General features: G+C 39.7%; 14 protein-coding genes. 6 read left to right on the top strand and 8 right to left on the bottom strand.

Going from position 1 to position 17,184, the window contains the following annotated elements; translation table 11 throughout:
- Positions 1-266 precede the first annotated feature (266 nt).
- The gene (locus ACXITR_RS05700; protein WP_457996267.1) at positions 267-1,220 is read right to left on the bottom strand and encodes a succinylglutamate desuccinylase/aspartoacylase family protein; all 954 of its coding nucleotides are present in this window, start codon (positions 1,218-1,220) and stop codon (positions 267-269) included.
- Positions 1,221-1,307: 87 nt separating this feature from the next.
- Positions 1,308-1,688: a DUF4346 domain-containing protein gene (locus ACXITR_RS05705; RefSeq protein ID WP_457996268.1), complete on the bottom strand. Its 381-nt coding sequence runs from the start codon at positions 1,686-1,688 to the stop codon at positions 1,308-1,310.
- A gap of 174 nt (positions 1,689-1,862) precedes the next feature.
- On the opposite strand from ACXITR_RS05705, the gene ACXITR_RS05710 reads away from it, so the two are divergent.
- A complete protein-coding gene (locus ACXITR_RS05710; RefSeq protein ID WP_457996269.1) occupies positions 1,863-2,183 on the top strand; it encodes a hypothetical protein in 321 nt (106 codons plus the stop codon).
- A 75-nt stretch (positions 2,184-2,258) separates the two neighbouring features.
- Positions 2,259-3,914 carry an ABC1 kinase family protein gene (locus ACXITR_RS05715; protein WP_457996270.1) on the top strand — a complete coding sequence of 552 codons (1,656 nt, stop codon included), beginning with the start codon at positions 2,259-2,261 and terminating at the stop codon, positions 3,912-3,914.
- 79 nt (positions 3,915-3,993) lie between these two features.
- Here ACXITR_RS05715 and ACXITR_RS05720 read toward each other — a convergent pair whose 3' ends face one another.
- Complete coding sequence (locus tag ACXITR_RS05720; protein ID WP_457996271.1) at positions 3,994-5,298, bottom strand: hypothetical protein; 1,305 nt, start codon at positions 5,296-5,298, stop codon at positions 3,994-3,996.
- Between the two features lie 156 nt (positions 5,299-5,454).
- Between ACXITR_RS05720 and ACXITR_RS05725 the strand changes: the two genes are divergently transcribed.
- The 4 genes from ACXITR_RS05725 to ACXITR_RS05740 all read left to right on the top strand — a co-directional run bounded on the left by ACXITR_RS05725 (position 5,455) and on the right by ACXITR_RS05740 (position 10,000).
- Positions 5,455-6,804, top strand: coding sequence for a UDP-N-acetylmuramoyl-tripeptide--D-alanyl-D-alanine ligase (locus tag ACXITR_RS05725; RefSeq protein WP_457996272.1), 1,350 nt, complete (start codon positions 5,455-5,457; stop codon positions 6,802-6,804).
- 126 nt (positions 6,805-6,930) lie between these two features.
- Entirely contained in the window at positions 6,931-7,650 is a 720-nt protein-coding gene (gene clpP / locus ACXITR_RS05730) for an ATP-dependent Clp endopeptidase proteolytic subunit ClpP (protein ID WP_457996273.1), read from the top strand.
- 156 nt (positions 7,651-7,806) lie between these two features.
- Positions 7,807-9,150, top strand: coding sequence for an ATP-dependent protease ATP-binding subunit ClpX (clpX, locus tag ACXITR_RS05735; RefSeq protein ID WP_457996274.1), 1,344 nt, complete (start codon positions 7,807-7,809; stop codon positions 9,148-9,150).
- Between the two features lie 4 nt (positions 9,151-9,154).
- Positions 9,155-10,000 carry a cell division protein FtsQ/DivIB gene (locus ACXITR_RS05740; RefSeq protein WP_457996275.1) on the top strand — a complete coding sequence of 282 codons (846 nt, stop codon included), beginning with the start codon at positions 9,155-9,157 and terminating at the stop codon, positions 9,998-10,000.
- 166 nt (positions 10,001-10,166) lie between these two features.
- Here ACXITR_RS05740 and ACXITR_RS05745 read toward each other — a convergent pair whose 3' ends face one another.
- The 5 genes from ACXITR_RS05745 to ACXITR_RS05765 all read right to left on the bottom strand — a co-directional run bounded on the left by ACXITR_RS05745 (position 10,167) and on the right by ACXITR_RS05765 (position 17,128).
- On the bottom strand, positions 10,167-11,456 hold the full coding sequence (locus tag ACXITR_RS05745) for a phosphotransferase family protein (protein WP_457996276.1): 1,290 nt from the start codon (positions 11,454-11,456) through the stop codon (positions 10,167-10,169).
- Positions 11,456-13,291, bottom strand: a complete 1,836-nt coding sequence (locus ACXITR_RS05750; protein WP_457996277.1) for an ABC transporter ATP-binding protein — start codon at positions 13,289-13,291, stop codon at positions 11,456-11,458. Before ACXITR_RS05750 ends, ACXITR_RS05745 begins: the two co-directional genes overlap by 1 nt.
- Positions 13,291-14,463 carry a glycosyltransferase family 4 protein gene (locus ACXITR_RS05755; RefSeq protein ID WP_457996278.1) on the bottom strand — a complete coding sequence of 391 codons (1,173 nt, stop codon included), beginning with the start codon at positions 14,461-14,463 and terminating at the stop codon, positions 13,291-13,293. The genes ACXITR_RS05750 and ACXITR_RS05755 overlap by 1 nt, the downstream gene beginning before the upstream one ends.
- Positions 14,464-14,473: 10 nt before the next feature.
- Positions 14,474-15,712, bottom strand: a complete 1,239-nt coding sequence (locus tag ACXITR_RS05760; protein ID WP_457996279.1) for a glycosyltransferase — start codon at positions 15,710-15,712, stop codon at positions 14,474-14,476.
- A 147-nt stretch (positions 15,713-15,859) separates the two neighbouring features.
- Positions 15,860-17,128, bottom strand: coding sequence for a glycosyltransferase family protein (locus ACXITR_RS05765; RefSeq protein ID WP_457996280.1), 1,269 nt, complete (start codon positions 17,126-17,128; stop codon positions 15,860-15,862).
- Positions 17,129-17,184: the final 56 nt, after the last annotated feature.

A 17,184-nucleotide genomic window follows, 5' to 3' on the forward strand; every position in this document is an offset into this window, starting at 1 on the left:
ATGGAACGTGCCTCTTTAGATGCAGAGTCGTCAAGCTCTACCGAATGCGGAAGTATGAGGCAACTTGGGGCGAAAAAGCAGATGTCTGCAAAGAAGCGTCAGAAACAGCAATCTCAGAGTAGCGGATTGCTGTAGTTCATTATAATTTACAATTCGGGCAGGAAATGGGAAAAGTCCATAATACTTGAGGCTTTAGGCTTGACGCAAGAGGCTTTAAGCAAGGTTAAGGGCAAGGGGCTTAAGCCCCTTATTATCATAAATTCTACCTATATTTTCTCAGCAGAAGCCAAGTGAATGATAGCATCCCCCTGATTGACGAGGGGATTTTGTACATGACCAATTACTATACCGTTAAATGGGGCTTTGATGGCAACGCTTTTATTGCCAAAGGGGTCAGTAATTTTACCTAAAACCTGTTTTCTTTGTACCTCCGCCCCCAATTCCGTTTCTAATAGATATATTCCGCTACTAGATGCCCTTATCCACTTTGATTTATCCACCATAACAGATTTTTTTTCCAGGTCATGATTATAAATGTTATACATATCTAAATAATTCATCACCCGTAGGATACCCCTAACGCCCATATCGATAGCTTTACCATCAAATCTGAGGGCTTCTCCCCCTTCATACAATAGTATGGGAATACCTTTTTTACTGGCGGCCTGACGCAAAGAACCATCCCTCGTGGTAGCATGGATCATTACAGGGGTATTAAAGGCGATCGCACATTGCTTTGTTTCCTCATCATCAAGGTTAGCCCTCACTTGGGGTAAATTAATACGATGAATCGCCGCCGTATGTAAATCAATGCCATGGGTACAATTAGCCACAATTTCCCGCATAAAAAGTTCCGCCAAACGAGAAGCCAACGAGCCAGATTCCGAGCCCGGAAAAGAGCGATTTAAGTCTCTCCTATCAGGTAAATAACGAGATTGTTCAATAAAACCAAACACATTAACAATCGGCACCGCCACCACACATCCCTTCAACCTCTGAGGATTAATCAACGACACCACCCGACGGATAATCTCCACCCCATTAATCTCATCCCCATGAATAGCCGCACTCAACCACAACTTCGCCCCCTCCTCCCTGCCATTAATCACCGTCACAGGCAAAGACATCATCGTTTGAGTAGGCAACTTCGCCACAGGAATTTGTATCTGCTTAACCTCACATGGGGCAACTTCTTCCCCAGCAATTTTGATCTTACTCACAAGAATAATTGATGTTTATTAATTTTGAGGTAAGGGGTTTAAACCCCTTGTTATAGTGACTTAAAAAAAAAATTATCCAACGCCCATTTAATCTTGAATATATTCCTCTCCAGTTTTTAAGGCAATTTCCGCCCTCACAAACTCCCTACCTAAATACGACGCATGATCAAACATACTAACAGGCACAGGTTTAGTCTCCTCAAAAAGTTTGACACAAATTTCCTTAGCAGTTTTACCCGTAAATAAAGTTACCGCTTGTCGAGGTTTTGCCCCCTTACAGGCTATCACCTCCCCCGTTTCAGGATCAACCGCTAAACCTTGGTCATTGATAGCATTACTATAATGCTCTGCACAAATCAATTGTTTTTCTCGGTCTATGGAAATGATAAAATATCCTTCAGGATCTAATTCAATGAAGCGGTTAGATAATCTATTATCGGACTCCGTAAACTCTAATAATTTTGTCATTAATAATTAATTCTTATTCCTTCCAAGTTCTGTTAACGATGCTTCCATTTTCCATCACTTTCAGATAAATTGTCAATTAGAATACAATTAAAAGAGAATATAATGGCAATGTAGCTCATCATCAAAAAAAATAGAAGAATAAAAACTAATCTTGATAACTATTAACACCAAATAATGAAAGACAATTATCGTCAAGAAAACTTAAATAAATTTTGGTTGTCATTATATTTAATGCCCATCGTTGGTATTTTTTTCGCCCTCATTAGTGTATTTTCTAAATCAGAAAATCAGTTTCAAACAAAAAAAATTAGTCGTGTTTCCCTCAGGCTCGGATTAAGTTGGTTAACAATTTATAGTAGTTTATGGTTAGGAAGTAGTTTTAGTAATGATTTATTTTCTATTCGTTTAATGTATCTCAACGGAATGTTTACCACAGGTTATTTTTTAATCTGTTTATTTTTTCTCATCAGACTCTGGGGTAGTAAAACAGAATAACAAATTGACATTTTATTTAATAAATAGTTGTTATATTAATGGAAAACAAAGAGCCATTTTTTCAATAAAAAACTTATGTCATCCATTACAAAAACCAAAACAAGCTCCCGCCAACGAGAAATAATCGAAATTGTCTTAAGTAATGGTTGGGATTATATGCGCGGTATTCTCACGGGGGGAAAATCAGACAAACCTCAATTACCAACCCCTGAAGTTTTAAGCCGTATTTTAGTAGAGTTAGGCCCTTTTTATGTCAAATTTGGACAGTTACTCAGCACTCGCCCCGATTTATTACCTCCAAAATATATTGAGGCTTTAACCGCCCTACAAGCTAACGTGCCTCCCGTGTCTTGGGGAGAAGTAGAAAAAAGCCTGGAAGAGCAGTATAATAAACCGTTGGACAAAATTTTTGCAACCCTCAACCGTGAACCTATCGCCGCTGGTTCCATTGCTCAAGTACATCGTGGTACCCTAATATCAGGGGTTGATGTGGCAATTAAGGTACAACGTCCTAATATTGAGAGGATTGTTAACCAGGATATTAACATTATCAAAGGTATTGCCGATTTAGTTGCCCTCAGTGATTTTGGGAGTGACTATGATGTGGTGACATTAGCTGATGAATTTACCAGTGCTGTTTTAGCAGAGTTAGATTTTAGAAAAGAAGCTACTTTTACGGATAAACTAAGGGAAAATTTAGCTAAAAGTAAATGGTTTGATCCAAAAAAAATCGTTGTTCCTCAAATTTTTTGGGACTATACCACTAAAAAAATTCTGGTAATGGAATGGTTGGATGGTACTCCTATTTTAGAGGCTGATATTCCTACTTTTGAAGAGCAACCAGATGATAATATTAGAACTGATTTAAGCACCGTTTTATTTAGAGCTTTTTTCCAGCAAATATACATAGATGGTTTTTTCCATGCTGATCCTCATCCGGGTAATATTTTTTATCTTGACAATGGCTGTCTTGCTATCATTGACTGCGGTATGATCGGAAGATTAGATCCTCGTACACAACAATTATTAACGGAAATGTTGTTGGCTGTGGTGGATATTGATGCTCAAAAATGTGCTCAATTAACTTTAGAATTATCTGAAAATATTTCTTTAAAAACTAATATTGCTAAGTTAGAAAATGACTATAATATTATGTTAAGAAAATACTATAACCTAAGTCTTTCTCAGATTAATTTTAGTGAGGTTTTTTATGAAATTTTAGAGGTAAGTAGGGATAATAAGATTAAGCTACCCGGTAATATGGGTTTATATGCCAAAAGTTTGGCGAATTTAGAAGGGGTTGCCCGTCAATTTAACCCCCAAATTAATCTTTTGGATGAGATTAAACCTTTAACTATTGATTTACTTCGTCGTCAGTTGTTTGGTGAAACTCCTTTACAAACGGTATTTCGTACGGTTTTGGATTTAAAATCCGTTGGGTTGCGATCGCCCCGTCAACTTGATGTAATCTTAGATAGATTAAGCTCAGAAACCCTACAATTTAACCTACAAATTAGGGAGCTAGACAATGTACGCCGTAGCTTAGATGATTCTGCTAACCGCCTATCTTTTAGCATTGTGGTGGGGGCGCTGATTGTGGGTGCCGCCATTATCTCCACGGGGGCAGGTACAGCTCAATTAATGCTATTGAGTAATATATTATTTGCCGTAGCCAGTTTCCTCGGTTTATGGTTAGTGATTAGTATCTTACGCTCAGGAAGACTCAGGTAAATAGGATAGCTATTGGTATGGGGAGATTAACTGTCAATTGTCAATTCCCCTCACGACTCCGCTTATTTATCACATTCCCCTATCTTCCGGGTAGATAAAGACGCTTGAGAAAAGACATATCAACATTACTAAAATTTACACTAAAACCAACATTAACCTTTTCCAAACTTCTTACCAACCACATCGCCCCATCCTTAGAAAAAGACTCATAATGACTAAAAAGAATAGAAAATCTTTTCTCTAAATAGGGCTTTAACCGAGTACAAGTTAAAACCAACTTCAAAAAGACACCAATGGTTTTTGTGGTTCCCATATTACTAATCATATCCATAAATACTAAATGATTAGGATTTTGAGGACTTTCCACAATTAAATAATTGAAAATTTGGCTGTAGGTACGAGTTTTTAAAAACTCATCTGGTCTTTTACCATTATACTCAGGGTACAAACCTTGAAATTGATCATAAAGTCTTTTATTAAAGCTATTTTTACCATATTTTCCATCAATGGACTGGGTAATATATTCATAAAGATTATCTTTAAACATTTGATAGTTGCGTATTCCTTCGGTATGGGCTACAAAACTACGGGATAATTCTTTATAAGAATAGCCATTTTCTGCTGGTCCGACATATTCTTTTAAACTACGTCCTAAATCTCTTTTACTTAGGAGGGTAGGATTTTCCACGGGGGTGATGATACGAGAATCAACGGTTTCTCCATTTTCCCTCTTCTGGGCTACCCTCAATTGATAGGTAACGAAGCGAGAAAGATTGGTATCAAATTTTTTCTCTAAGTCGTGCTTTACTTTATGTACGGTTTGCTGTTGTTCTATACTACTACCAACTCCTAGTAAGCAGTGATCATATAAATAAGGATAACGGTTGATTAGGTTACCGAGGATTTCTTCTTTTTTTTCCTCTTTTTTGATTTTGCCCTCGCCGATAATGTTGGCAAGGCGTTTTAATTGGGTGTAATAGTCGCTGTCGATAAATTTTCTAACACATCCGCGCAATTGCTCGGTAAAACTGCGCACATAGCCACGGTGAAGACTTTTGGGTACGTATCTAAAGCAGTTAATTAAATCCACAATGTAACCTTGGGTTTGGGGGGATAACTGCCAACGGTTAACAAGGATGTGACAACAGCGGTTGAGGGTTAGGGGAAATTGCTCTGAGGATTTGGGATTACCGATGATATTAGCTAAACATTCCCACACTTTTTGGTCATCATAACCTTGTGCCTGAATAAATAGTCTATTAAATCTTTCGATTACTTGTTCAGGGGTTTCGGTTTTGACGCAGTATAATAGGTGATCAAAAAGGTATTGTTCTCCGCCACTATTATTAAATTGTTTAGTTTTTGACAATTTTGGAATATTCACGGTGGTCCATGGTATGTTGTGGGTGGGATATTTATCTAATTACCTATCTATTTTAAACGGTAATATTAATTTTTATCTCTGTTAAATTACCCATCTTTTACCCCAAAAGGTTATGCTATGTATCAGTTAAAATACTGAATTTTACTATTTTTTTTTATGAATTTTTCTTTAAATATTACTTCTATCAGTGAAATTACTGATTCAATTTGCGAGGGTTATAATGACTCTTCTGTAATTCAAGAATGTAGGGGCATAAGTACAGATACCCGAACGTTACAAGGTGGAGAAGTTTTTGTGGCTTTACGGGGAGAAAATTTTGATGGTCATAATTTTTTGAATCAAGCGGTGGCTCAAGGGGCGATCGCCCTTATAGTAGATGAAAAGTACGTAGGTAAAGAGGAATTTAATGTCCCAATTTTTAGGGTAAAAGACAGTTTAGAAGCCTATCAAAAAATAGCCCACTGGTGGCGAGAACAGTTAAATATTCCTATTATTGGAGTAACTGGTTCGGTGGGTAAAACTACCACTAAAGAATTGATAAGTGCGGTGTTAAGTACCCAAGGAAAAGTATTAAAAACGAAGGCTAATTATAATAATGAAATTGGTGTTCCGAAGACTCTTTTAGAAATAACAAAAGAAGATAATTTTGCCGTAATTGAAATGGCCATGAGGGGTGAGGGGGAAATTGCCTTACTTACGGATATAGTTAACCCCACCATCGGTTTAATTACTAACGTAGGCACGGCCCACATCGGTCGATTAGGCTCACGGGAAGCCATCGCTAGGGCAAAATGTGAACTATTGGCTAATATGCAACCCGACGGAGTCGCCATTTTGAATGCGGATAATGAGTTGTTGATGGAAACAGCCCGGATGGTATGGCAGGGAAAAACCGTTACCTATGGCTTGGAAAACGGCGATTTTCAGGGTCAAATCATTGATGAGGATAAAATTGAGGTAAACGGGGAAATCTATCCCTTGCCATTGCAGGGAAGCCATAATGCCCTTAATTATCTAGGGGCGATCGCCCTTGCCCATGTCCTCGCATTGGATTTAGAACCCCTGAAAGCAGGAATTGAGGTCCATATGCCCAAGGGGAGAGCAAAACGTTACCATCTCGATAATGATGTGGTAATTCTGGATGAAACCTACAACGCTGGTTTTGAATCCATGTTGGCTTCTCTGGAAATGCTCAAAAATACCGTAGGGGAGCGTAAAATTGCCGTCCTTGGTACCATGAAAGAATTAGGGGAGTATGCCCCCGCCCTCCATCATCAAGTGGGGGAAAAAGCCGAAGAATTGGGGTTAGATATGGTGTTAATTTTAGCTGATGAAGAGGATACCAAAACCATTGCCTCGGGAGCAAAAGGAATAAATACCGAAATATTTGAAAACCATGATCAATTACTAAATCGAGTAAAAGAGATCATGACTAAAGGCGATCGCATCCTATTCAAAGCATCTAATTCCGTGGGTTTAAGTGCGATCGTTGATCAATTAATTTAACTCCTAAGGGTGGGGAAAACCTACCCTCCCATTGAACCGTTATACCCTCGAAATCAGCTATAAAGTAGTATAATATTAAGGTGTAAGTCGTATAAAAGAGCTTTCACAAGGAACCCTCATCAAGCTATGCTAGAATCGCAATCTCCCAAACCAAACATTAACAGTAGTTATCCCCATCAACCCTCTGCCACCAGAACAGAGAATATCGTAAATAACGCCACCGTGCCGATGGTAGTAGAATCCTCTGGCATGGGAGAAAAAGTATTTGATGTTTATTCCCGCCTCCTCAGAGAAAGAATTATTTTCCTCGGCACCGCCATCGATGACAAAGTAGCCGACTCCGTAGTAGCTCAACTCCTCTACCTAGAAGCAGAAGACCCCACCAAAGACATTTACATCTATATCAACTCCCCCGGAGGATCTGTCTATTCAGGTTTAGCAATCTACGACACCATGCAGCAAATAGAACCAGATGTGTCCACCATCTGCTACGGCATCGCCGCCAGTATGGGAGCATTTTTATTAGCAGGGGGAGCCAAAGGAAAAAGGCTAGGTTTGCCCAACTCCCGTATCATGATTCACCAACCCCTAGGAGGCGCCCAAGGTCAAGCCAGTGACATCGAGATTCAAGCCAAAGAGATTTTATACATCAAACAAAGATTAAACGAAATCATTACCCACCACACAGGGCAACCCTTTGAGCGTATTAGTGAAGACACCGAAAGAGACTTTTATATGTCCTCCACTGAAGCCAAAGAATACGGAATTATTGACGATATTATCATACGAGAAGGAATCCAATTTCCCCTAGATCGCAAAGATATTGACCTATCCGAAGCATTCTAAAAAAACCAAGGGGTAACATTCAGTTTTGGTGGAAGTATCACAAAATTTTTTCCCACGGGTGTTACCTTTCTCCCCTCCCTCCCAATTAATAATCACCCATTTCTAAGACCTCTTTGTTTAGAAGTCCATTGTTAAAATAGTAAAAAAAATAGCTTTATGTCTAAATACGACTCCCATTTGAAATGTTCTTTTTGTGGGAAATCCCAAGAGCAAGTACGCAAACTAATTGCAGGACCTGGGGTCTATATTTGTGATGAATGCGTAGAACTATGTAACGAAATCTTGGATGAAGAATTAATGTCTGCATCTCCCGTACCCGGGAAACCAGCCCTAAAAGGAAAACCCGTACATCCAACGAAACAATCCAACTCCCTCAGTCCCCTCTCCCTAGAAGACCTTCCCAAGCCCAAAGAAATTAAAGCCGAGTTAGATGATTATGTAATTGGGCAAGATGAGGCGAAAAAAATTCTTTCCGTGGCAGTGTATAACCACTATAAACGTTTGAGTGTCAAGGAAAATCAGAACCCAGACACCCCAGAAGATGATAATATTGAGTTACAAAAGTCCAATATTTTATTGGTCGGCCCCACGGGATCTGGGAAAACTTTACTAGCCCAAACCCTTGCTAAAGTCTTGGATGTACCCTTTGCGATCGCCGATGCCACCACCCTTACCGAAGCAGGTTATGTAGGGGAAGACGTAGAAAACATCTTGCTCAGACTTCTACAAGTAGCAGATTTAGACATCGATCAAGCCCAAAGAGGTATTATCTATATCGACGAAATTGATAAAATTGCCCGCAAAAGTGAAAATCCCTCCATCACAAGGGACGTCTCAGGGGAAGGAGTACAACAAGCCCTCCTCAAAATGCTCGAAGGCACCGTCGCTAATGTTCCCCCCCAAGGCGGTAGAAAACACCCCTATCAAGACTGTATCACCATCGACACCAGTAATATCCTCTTTATCTGCGGTGGAGCATTTAGCGGTTTAGACAAAATCATTGAACAAAACCAACAACAAAAAATTCTAGGCTTTGAAATACCCAACGAAAATCAAACCCAAGAAGAAAAAATAGCCAACGCCGCCCGACAAATGCAAACCGATGACCTCGTCCGATTTGGTCTAATTCCCGAATTTGCAGGACGTTTGCCCGTAGTAGCTGTCCTCGACTCCCTCAACGAAGAAGCCCTCATGGCGATTCTCACCCAACCTCGCAACGCCCTAGTTAAGCAATATCAAAAACTTTTGGGCATGGATGACGTTATTCTTGAATTTGAACCCGAAGCCATCAAAGCCATCTCCCAAGAAGCCTACCGTCGTAAAACAGGAGCCAGAGCCTTACGGGGTATAGTAGAAGAGATTATGCTCGATGTGATGTATGAAGTGCCTTCTCGCAAAGATTTAAGAAAATGTTTAATAACTAAAGAAATGGTTGAAAAACGGAGTACCGCTGAGTTATTATTACACCCATCATCTTTACCAACTCCAGAATCTGCATAAGCCCATGGTAACCACCCGTAATCCCGTACCCCCATCCCAAATTGTTGAGCATCGTAATAGATTAAGAAAGGAAAGGGCAAGACGCAATCGTATTACGGTATGTCGTTTTTTTGTAGCTATGGGGGTTACCACAGGGGTTTTTTGGGCTATTACCCACCCCAATTGGGTACTAAGTGATAGTGAGCAAATTAACATTGAAGGGAATGAACTGCTATCGGATAGGGAAGTGCGTAGTTTAATTCCCCTAGAATATCCTCAGCCTATTTTAACCCTCTCAGGACAATATTTAGCAGATGAATTAGGGCAAAGAACACCCTTAAAAAATATTACCATCACAAAAAAAATAGTACCCCCCAGTCTAACTATTACGGTGGAAGAGAGTCTTCCCGTTGCCATGGCCTATGGGCCCCAAGAAAATGAAAATGGGCAGGTTGTTATGGGGCATCTAGGGTTTATTAGTGCCGATGGTATTTTTATCGATAGGGATATGTACGAAAATTTAGAGCAGTATCCTGACAAAGTTCCTAGCCTCAAAATGCTTGGTAATCCTGCTTTATACTTGTCCTATTGGGAGGAATTATACCGTTTATTAATGGCTTCCCCCGCCCCTATTCAAGAAATAGACTGGCAAAACCCCAACAATATTATTCTGACTACGGATTTAGGTAAAATTCACCTAGGCCCCTATACTTCAAGACTATCTCAACAGTTACAAGTATTGGCTCAACTTACCCCCATTACCCAACAAATTCGCCGTGAAGATATTATCTATATTGATTTAATTAATCCTAGTCAACCTTTTGTTAATCAAAAACCTCCATTAAAGGAAGAAAAAAGGTCTATTAATTGATATTTTTGCGGTGAATGTTGAGGGATTTTAAAAACTTAAAGTTGTGCGAATAATTCTCACGTAGATGGGGTCATTATGAGATTGTAAATGTATCCGTGGGTGATCGCAGGAAGTCAATATAAAGCTACCATTGCCGAAATCCCTAAAGTTATTTTTCTACTAATCATCATGGCTTAAAGATATTTGTAATCTGTTCAATGCGAGATAGTATGATGTCAATTTTTTCTAACCAATTACATTCACAATGACGAAACGGCTCAGCCACTAATCGAAATAATCCGACAGCGGTATAAAGTTGAATCTGATCATCTGAAATTACTTCAGGCGCAGTGGTGCGGTATCCAGCAACCAAGGCCATTGCCAGTTTTTCACATTGTTTGGTGGATAAGACTCCCTGTAACTCATCTCGAATTAACTTAGCAATGAATGAGCCTAAATCCATGGCTGGATCACCACCCATCGCACAATCGAAATCTATAAAAGTAATGTCATTGCGATTACTTAATAAAACTTGTTCCCCATTAAAATCACCGTGAATGGGACGATGAATAATAGGTGCATTTAATATGGCAATAGAAAGTTCCACCGCTATATTTTGAATACGATGTTTCCACTGAGGACAAAGCCAAGTTAAATCAGAGGCAAGGAGCAGTAAATGTTTCGCTTCATCACCACGAGATAAGGGTTTTAGGTTTTTGGGATCTTGTTGATGTAGTAACCCTAGCGCAGTTCCCGTTAAGATAAATTGTTCTGTATTATCAGGGGCAATGGTCATCAAATCAGCTAAAGTTAACCCCATAATCCAAGGAAAAGCTAAAAGGCGATCGCCCTTGGAGTGTCCTAGCTCGGGTAAAATATGTAAAGGAGCAATGGACTTAAAAGCATGGGCGTTAATTTCTGCTTGGGGATATTCCCTATGGCTGTAGGCTTTGACGATAGCTTCGGGTTTGGTGGGTATTGAAAGTTGGGCAACGTAGCGACGTTCAGGCTTATATCGCAGAGTTTTTAAGGTGAGTGAGGATAAGTCATCATGGTCGGGTAAAAGTTTTTGTAATGTTTGCTCACGAGATTGCACGTCGAACAATTTTGTTAATTGTTTCATTTTGTTGTCATTAGGCAAAAGAGAAAAAATAACCCTTTCTGGTTTGAAAACAGTGCGCCCGATGCCACAATCTTGAATAACCCCTGGGCGTTGAACATATTTTTCCAGTTTATCTTGGTTAGTAACCGCTTTGGCGTAGGCTAATACGGTTTTTTGAGCAATGGTCAATTCATAGCTAACAATGCAACTGGTAGCAGGTTTATAACGAATGTAAGTTTTTTTTACTTGATTCAAATTCAGATGAGGGAATTGAGCCAATAGGGTAGTTGCCAAGGCATCGGTATCTAAGAGTAAACGTAATCCCACTAGATCCAGATCACGGCGAATTAAATAATCATCAGCCGGTAATAGCATTAATACGTACCTCCTTGAAGTTGATGCATTTCGTTTGCTTGTAAACGGTAGAAGGTTGCATAGGGACCATTAAGTTTGATTAAATGCTCATGGTTTCCCTGTTCTAATAAGTATCCTTTTTCGATGTACAAAATAAAGTCTGCATTGGCGGCTAGTTCTAAATCATGGACAATTAAAAAAGTGGTGCATCCTTGAGCCAGTCTGTGTAAGGCTTCTAATACTTCCTGTTCGTTGCCCTTATCTAATCCTGTGGTGGGTTCATCTAAAATTAAAATTGGTGCTTGACGAATAGCCGCCCGGGCGATCGCAATTCGTTGTCTTTGTCCTCCAGAAAGGGTTACTCCTCGCTCACCTAATACGGTGTCATAGCCTTGGGGTAGGTTTAGGATAAAGTCATGGGCGTTGGCCAATTTAGCTGCTCTTACCACTTCCTCTTTAGTGCTATTGGGGCAACCATAGGCGATGTTATCCCATACACTGGAGGCAAACAAAACGCTATCTTGCAATACCACACTAATTTGCGATCGCAATGATGCTAGGGTGTAACGACGAATATCCTGCCCATCAATCAAAATACTTCCTTGGGTGGGATCATAAAGCCGTAACATGAGGTTAGCTAAGGTGGATTTACCACTGCCAGAGTGTCCTACAATAGCCACTTTTTGTCCTGCTTTCACCGTAAAATCAATATTTTGTAATGCAGGGTGTCCAGACTCGTAGGCAAAAGCCACATTCCTAAATTGCATCGTTCCCTCAAAAGTATGAGCCACCACGGCATCAGGTAAATCATATACTTCGGGGGTTTGATCGAGTAGATCGAGGATGCGATCGCCCGCCGCTGATGCCTTAGCTAGTCGTCCTGTATATTTGGCGAAATCGCGCACAGGTTTAAAGGCATTTTTAAGGTAAGAAAGAAAAATTAATAAATCCCCCGGAGTAAGAGCATTATTTAAAACCAATTCTGCTCCACGCCATAATACTAAAGACGTACCAAAACCAATTAAGACATCTACTGTCCGTTCCAAATTTGCGGCTAGGCGCTTGGCTTTTACCCCGTCCTTAAGATTTTTCTTATTCTGCCCTGTAAACACAGAAGCAAATTGATCTTCCAATGATAGGGCTTGAACGATTTTGATAGCATTCATGGATTCGGCGGTTGTGGATGCCATTGCCCCTTCTCGGCGACGTTGTTGTTTAGAAACTTTGCGGATTCGACTACTCAGACGGATGGTTACAAACCAAAATAGAGGAATCATTGCTAAGGTAAGCAGGGCTAATTGAACATTAAGCCAGAACATGATGCCCACCATACCGATTAAAATGAAACAGTTTGCCAATAACGGTAGTAGGGCGGTAACGGTTATTTCTTGGAGTAAACCCACATCACTAATCACTCGTAAGGTTAAATCTCCACCACGGGAGCTATTATGAAAGGATAGGGATAGGGTTTGTAAATGGCAATAAAGAACACTACGAACTTCCGTTAATACACGATTACCCACCAAGGCAAACCCCACCGTATTCCAATAGGCGGCTAAACCTCTTAAAGCTGTAATGAGGAATAGGGCGATCGCCGAACCTATAATAAGGATGCGAGTATCTAAGGTTTCAACATAGGGAAAGTTATTTAATGTTCCGTTGGTTTGTTCTGCAAAAATCTCATCAAAGACAAATTTTAACGGTAAAGGCTCTATTAATCGCAGTCCAATTTCACAAAACAATGCTGTCATGGAAATTAGGATTAATGGTTGTTGTTTGCGTATATAAGGAGAAAAGCGCTGTAAAATTCGCCATAAACTGGGTATGGCTTCTGTTAACTTTTGTGGACGACCCATTAAACTGTTACCTCCTTTTGCTTGTTGGTTGGGGTGAGGCTTAAAATTTTTTGTACTGCTTGTGTCCATGTGTGCGATCGCACTACAGTTTCTCTGGCATTTTCTCCTAGTTGATGACCTAATTCGGGTTGTTGTCTCAAAGAATCTAAGCAATGGATTAACTGCTCACTATTACCAGGCTCATACAATAAACCGTTAATACCATCTTCGATCACAGCTTCAATTTGTCCAATACCACTAGCAACAATGGGCAACCCCGCTGCCATATATTCATACACTTTGAGGGGGGAAAAATAAAAATTTTGCTCTGCAGGATAGGGAGCAACAGCCACATCCATAGAAGCTAGGTATCCAGGCACTTCTGATGGGGGTATTTTGCCTGTAAACTCTACGGCATCCCTAATGCCACGATTAATCAAATCTACTTCTAAGGGCGATCGCTCCGGGCCATCTCCGACAATTAATAGGCGAGTATGGGGATGGCGATGGTGCAGTTGAGCAAAGGCATCCACCAATATCGGTAAGCCATGCCAAGGTTTCAGAGTACCCACAAAGCCAACGGTAAATTTGTCCCTAGGTAAAATGGGGGCTAAATGTAAAGGAAAGCGATCGGGATTGACACCATTAGGCACAATATGTACTTTACCCTGAGTTTGGGGATAACTCTCAAGATAGTCTGCCACACCTTGGGAGACAGCGATTAACACCGTTGCTTTACTAAACACTAAACGAGTTACAACTTCTGCTTTGTGCCGATCAATTAAACCTCGGTGGGTTGCTTGTTCGTCGATTAACGGTGCATTTACTTCTAATATCCCCGGAATGCCTCGAATGTGAGCATATTCCATAGCAGTAAAACTCCATAAGGCATAACGCTCATAAACTAAATCAAATTTACCCGCCTGTTCTAACATCTGCCGTAAATCTCGGTTATGGGCTAACAACACTTGTTCTCGCCAAGCAAGATCATTTCCCTTGGGGGCTTTGGGCAGTTCGTGTCGTGGTACAGATACCAAATCCGCAGGGGGTTTATCTCCCCAACGTACCGCAAACAATTCTACTTGATGCCCCTGTTGAATGAGACTACGGATAACTTCTTGGACGTGAATAGAACATCCTTTACAACCAAATACTGGAATCCCCGGATCTGTGCAAATATAAGCAATTCGCATTTTTTTTCTCCTAAATTGTTACTTCTTTTATCGATGTTGCCCCACGAAATAAGGTGCGCAGTTGAGCGGCATTACGATGAATATCAAATTTTTGTTCCATGAGTTGTCTGGCTTGGGTTGCTAGTTTTACTCGCAAATCGGCATTTTCTAGGAGCAGGGCGATCGCATCTGCTAGGGCCATAGGATCATTCTGTGACACCATTAATCCTGTTTCTTGGTGATGCAGTACCTCTGGAATCCCCGTTAAATTGGTGGAAATGCAGGGCGTACCCAATGCCATTGCTTCTAATAAAACCGTGGGTAAACCATCTTGGTTACTGTCTTCTCCCACCACACAAGGAGCAGCCATCACCGATGCCGACTGCATCAATTTTGTTATTTCCCCTTGGGGGCGAATCCCCAATAACTTCACCTGCTCTTGTAGTCCTAATCTTTCAATCTGTTGACGCAGATAAAGCTCTTCCTCTCCTGCCCCCGCAATTTCACAGGTGAAGGTAATACCACGTTTGACTAAAATTTGACAGGCATCAATTAACACAGTAAATCCCTTTTTCTCTACCAATCGCCCCACCGCTACAATTTTGCCAGGACGATGCACAGCAGATGCAAACTCGTATTGTTGCAAATCCAAACCGTTATAAATAAGTTGCACTTTTTGGGCTTTTACACCGTAAGTTTTTTGAAGATAATCGAGATTATATTTACTGATGGTGATGGTTGCGGTGGCATCGGTCAATTTACGGGCATATTCTGCTGGTACTACGCTTTCATGAAAAATATCTTTGGCGTGGGTGGTAAAGGTGTAGGGAATTTCGGCAAAATGACTGGCTAGTCTAGCGACGATGGTGGCTGAGGTGGCAAAGTGGGCGTGTAAATGGGTGAAGTTTTGTTCTCGGGCAATACAGGCTAGTTGAATGGCTTTATGGACTCGATGCACGTCTTCCCCTTGGGCAAATTCTAGTTTCTGCCAGAAATTGGGGATAATATAACTGGCTTTATCAAAAACACTCCATAGCGTACTGCCCCTGAGATCATGGGAAAATAAATAGGTTACGGGCGATCGCACCTTAGAAATAATATCTTGAAAATGTCCATCTAGGGGAGGATGTAGAGCAAAGATTTGTATTTCCAATCCAGCGGCTTCATGGGCAAGAATCTCAGACACAATAAAAGTTTCAGAATACCGAGGATACCGTTTAAGAACATACCCCACTTTTATAGAATCTTGAATAGGTGTAAATTGAATCATGCTTTTATGGCAACTATACTTGATATTGAATTAAAAAAAATGGGATTGGTCAATTTTGCTATGATTTGTCGTTAAGGCAGAAATTAATAGTTATTATCTATTCAGTAGAGAATCAATATTCTCATAAAAAATAGCTTTTAAGAGTTATTAAATATTACCAATAAAGTGATTTTTATAATGATTTTTTCCCTCTATTTCATCACAAATTCTACTTAAATACTCAGGAATTCTTTTTAATCCTTGAAAATCAATAATTTTATGTACTTCAGGGGCTTTTTTTTCTTCTCGTAACCACCTTGCCAAAGAATCAGGATTTAAATCATCAGGATGTAACATATCCGCTAATCCCAATTCTTCTAGTCTTTTTATACGCATTAGCTGTTCTTGACGAGGATTTACTCTAGGTATAATTAAAGCTCTTTTTTCAAAAGATAAAACCTCACTGGTGCTATTATATCCTCCCATAGAAATCACCCATTTAGCCTCTTTTAAAAGTAAAGTTGGTTCTTTTACATATTTCCAAATCCATAAATCAGACTTATTTTTAGCGATCTTTAATAACTTATTTTGTATTTCTAAAGGCATAAAAGGTCCTGTTATAATTATTCCCTGAACATTGTCGGGGAAGTTAGTTTGAGCAAAAGTAAGCACTAAATTTGCTCCATCTTGCCCTCCTCCTACCATGCACAAAGCCAATGATTTATTATTTAGTTTAAAGCTGGATTTATTAGAGGTAAATTCTAACCTTGTCCGTTGATCTAAATATCCTGTATAGCGGAATTTATCAACAATATCTGCCGAAAATTTATACTCTTTAATTCCATCATAAATAGTCGGATCTCCATAAATCCAAACCTCATTATAATAGTTACGAATTATTTTCTCATTTTTAGCTTTTTTCCATTCTTGATAAATAGTCTTTGGCTCATCTAATATATCTCTTAGACCAAGAATGCAGAAGGTTTTTGTTTCTTTTTTAAGATATTTTAGGGTAGGTTTTAATTCTCCCATGGCACCCTTGGGTACATTATCGACTATTAATATGTCTGGTTTAAAACTTTGAATTGTTGTGAGGATAATGTGCGATCGCATCTTAACAATTTCATCAATAGACATCTGCCATTGTTTAGCCTGATAACCCCCTGCATCATTTTTATATAAAGCGGGTAAAGTGACAAAATCAACACCCTCAAGGGTTTCAAGCTCATTGCTTTTGTTTGTACCTGTAATAAGCAATATGTCTACATTCTTAAGAGAAATTCCCAAATTTTGAGCAATCAACAAATTACGCCTTTTATGCCCTAAACCCATAGTATCGTGAGAATAAAGCACTATTCGCCATCTCTTACCTATAGATGCCCCTTTTCTGTAAATTGCCTGCTCATTCACCGATGGAAGATTAATATTACTACTCATAGATAAATAATTATGTAAAAAAATATAGTTAATATTTCTTTAAGAAGTAGGGTGAC

It is taken from the genome of Cyanobacterium sp., assembly GCF_054166785.1.

What these genes read in the sequence shown, in the direction of transcription:
- ACXITR_RS05755 (WP_457996278.1), bottom strand. Translation starts at nt 14,463, where the DNA reads ATGCGAATTGCTTATATTTGCACAGATCCGGGGATTCCAGTATTTGGT.
- ACXITR_RS05710 (WP_457996269.1), top strand. Translation starts at nt 1,863, where the DNA reads ATGAAAGACAATTATCGTCAAGAAAACTTAAATAAATTTTGGTTGTCA.
- clpX (WP_457996274.1), top strand. Translation starts at nt 7,807, where the DNA reads ATGTCTAAATACGACTCCCATTTGAAATGTTCTTTTTGTGGGAAATCC.
- ACXITR_RS05705 (WP_457996268.1), bottom strand. Translation starts at nt 1,688, where the DNA reads ATGACAAAATTATTAGAGTTTACGGAGTCCGATAATAGATTATCTAAC.
- clpP (WP_457996273.1), top strand. Translation starts at nt 6,931, where the DNA reads ATGCTAGAATCGCAATCTCCCAAACCAAACATTAACAGTAGTTATCCC.
- ACXITR_RS05765 (WP_457996280.1), bottom strand. Translation starts at nt 17,128, where the DNA reads ATGAGTAGTAATATTAATCTTCCATCGGTGAATGAGCAGGCAATTTAC.
- ACXITR_RS05715 (WP_457996270.1), top strand. Translation starts at nt 2,259, where the DNA reads ATGTCATCCATTACAAAAACCAAAACAAGCTCCCGCCAACGAGAAATA.
- ACXITR_RS05740 (WP_457996275.1), top strand. Translation starts at nt 9,155, where the DNA reads ATGGTAACCACCCGTAATCCCGTACCCCCATCCCAAATTGTTGAGCAT.
- ACXITR_RS05760 (WP_457996279.1), bottom strand. Translation starts at nt 15,712, where the DNA reads ATGATTCAATTTACACCTATTCAAGATTCTATAAAAGTGGGGTATGTT.
- ACXITR_RS05745 (WP_457996276.1), bottom strand. Translation starts at nt 11,456, where the DNA reads ATGCTATTACCGGCTGATGATTATTTAATTCGCCGTGATCTGGATCTA.
- ACXITR_RS05750 (WP_457996277.1), bottom strand. Translation starts at nt 13,291, where the DNA reads ATGGGTCGTCCACAAAAGTTAACAGAAGCCATACCCAGTTTATGGCGA.
- ACXITR_RS05725 (WP_457996272.1), top strand. Translation starts at nt 5,455, where the DNA reads ATGAATTTTTCTTTAAATATTACTTCTATCAGTGAAATTACTGATTCA.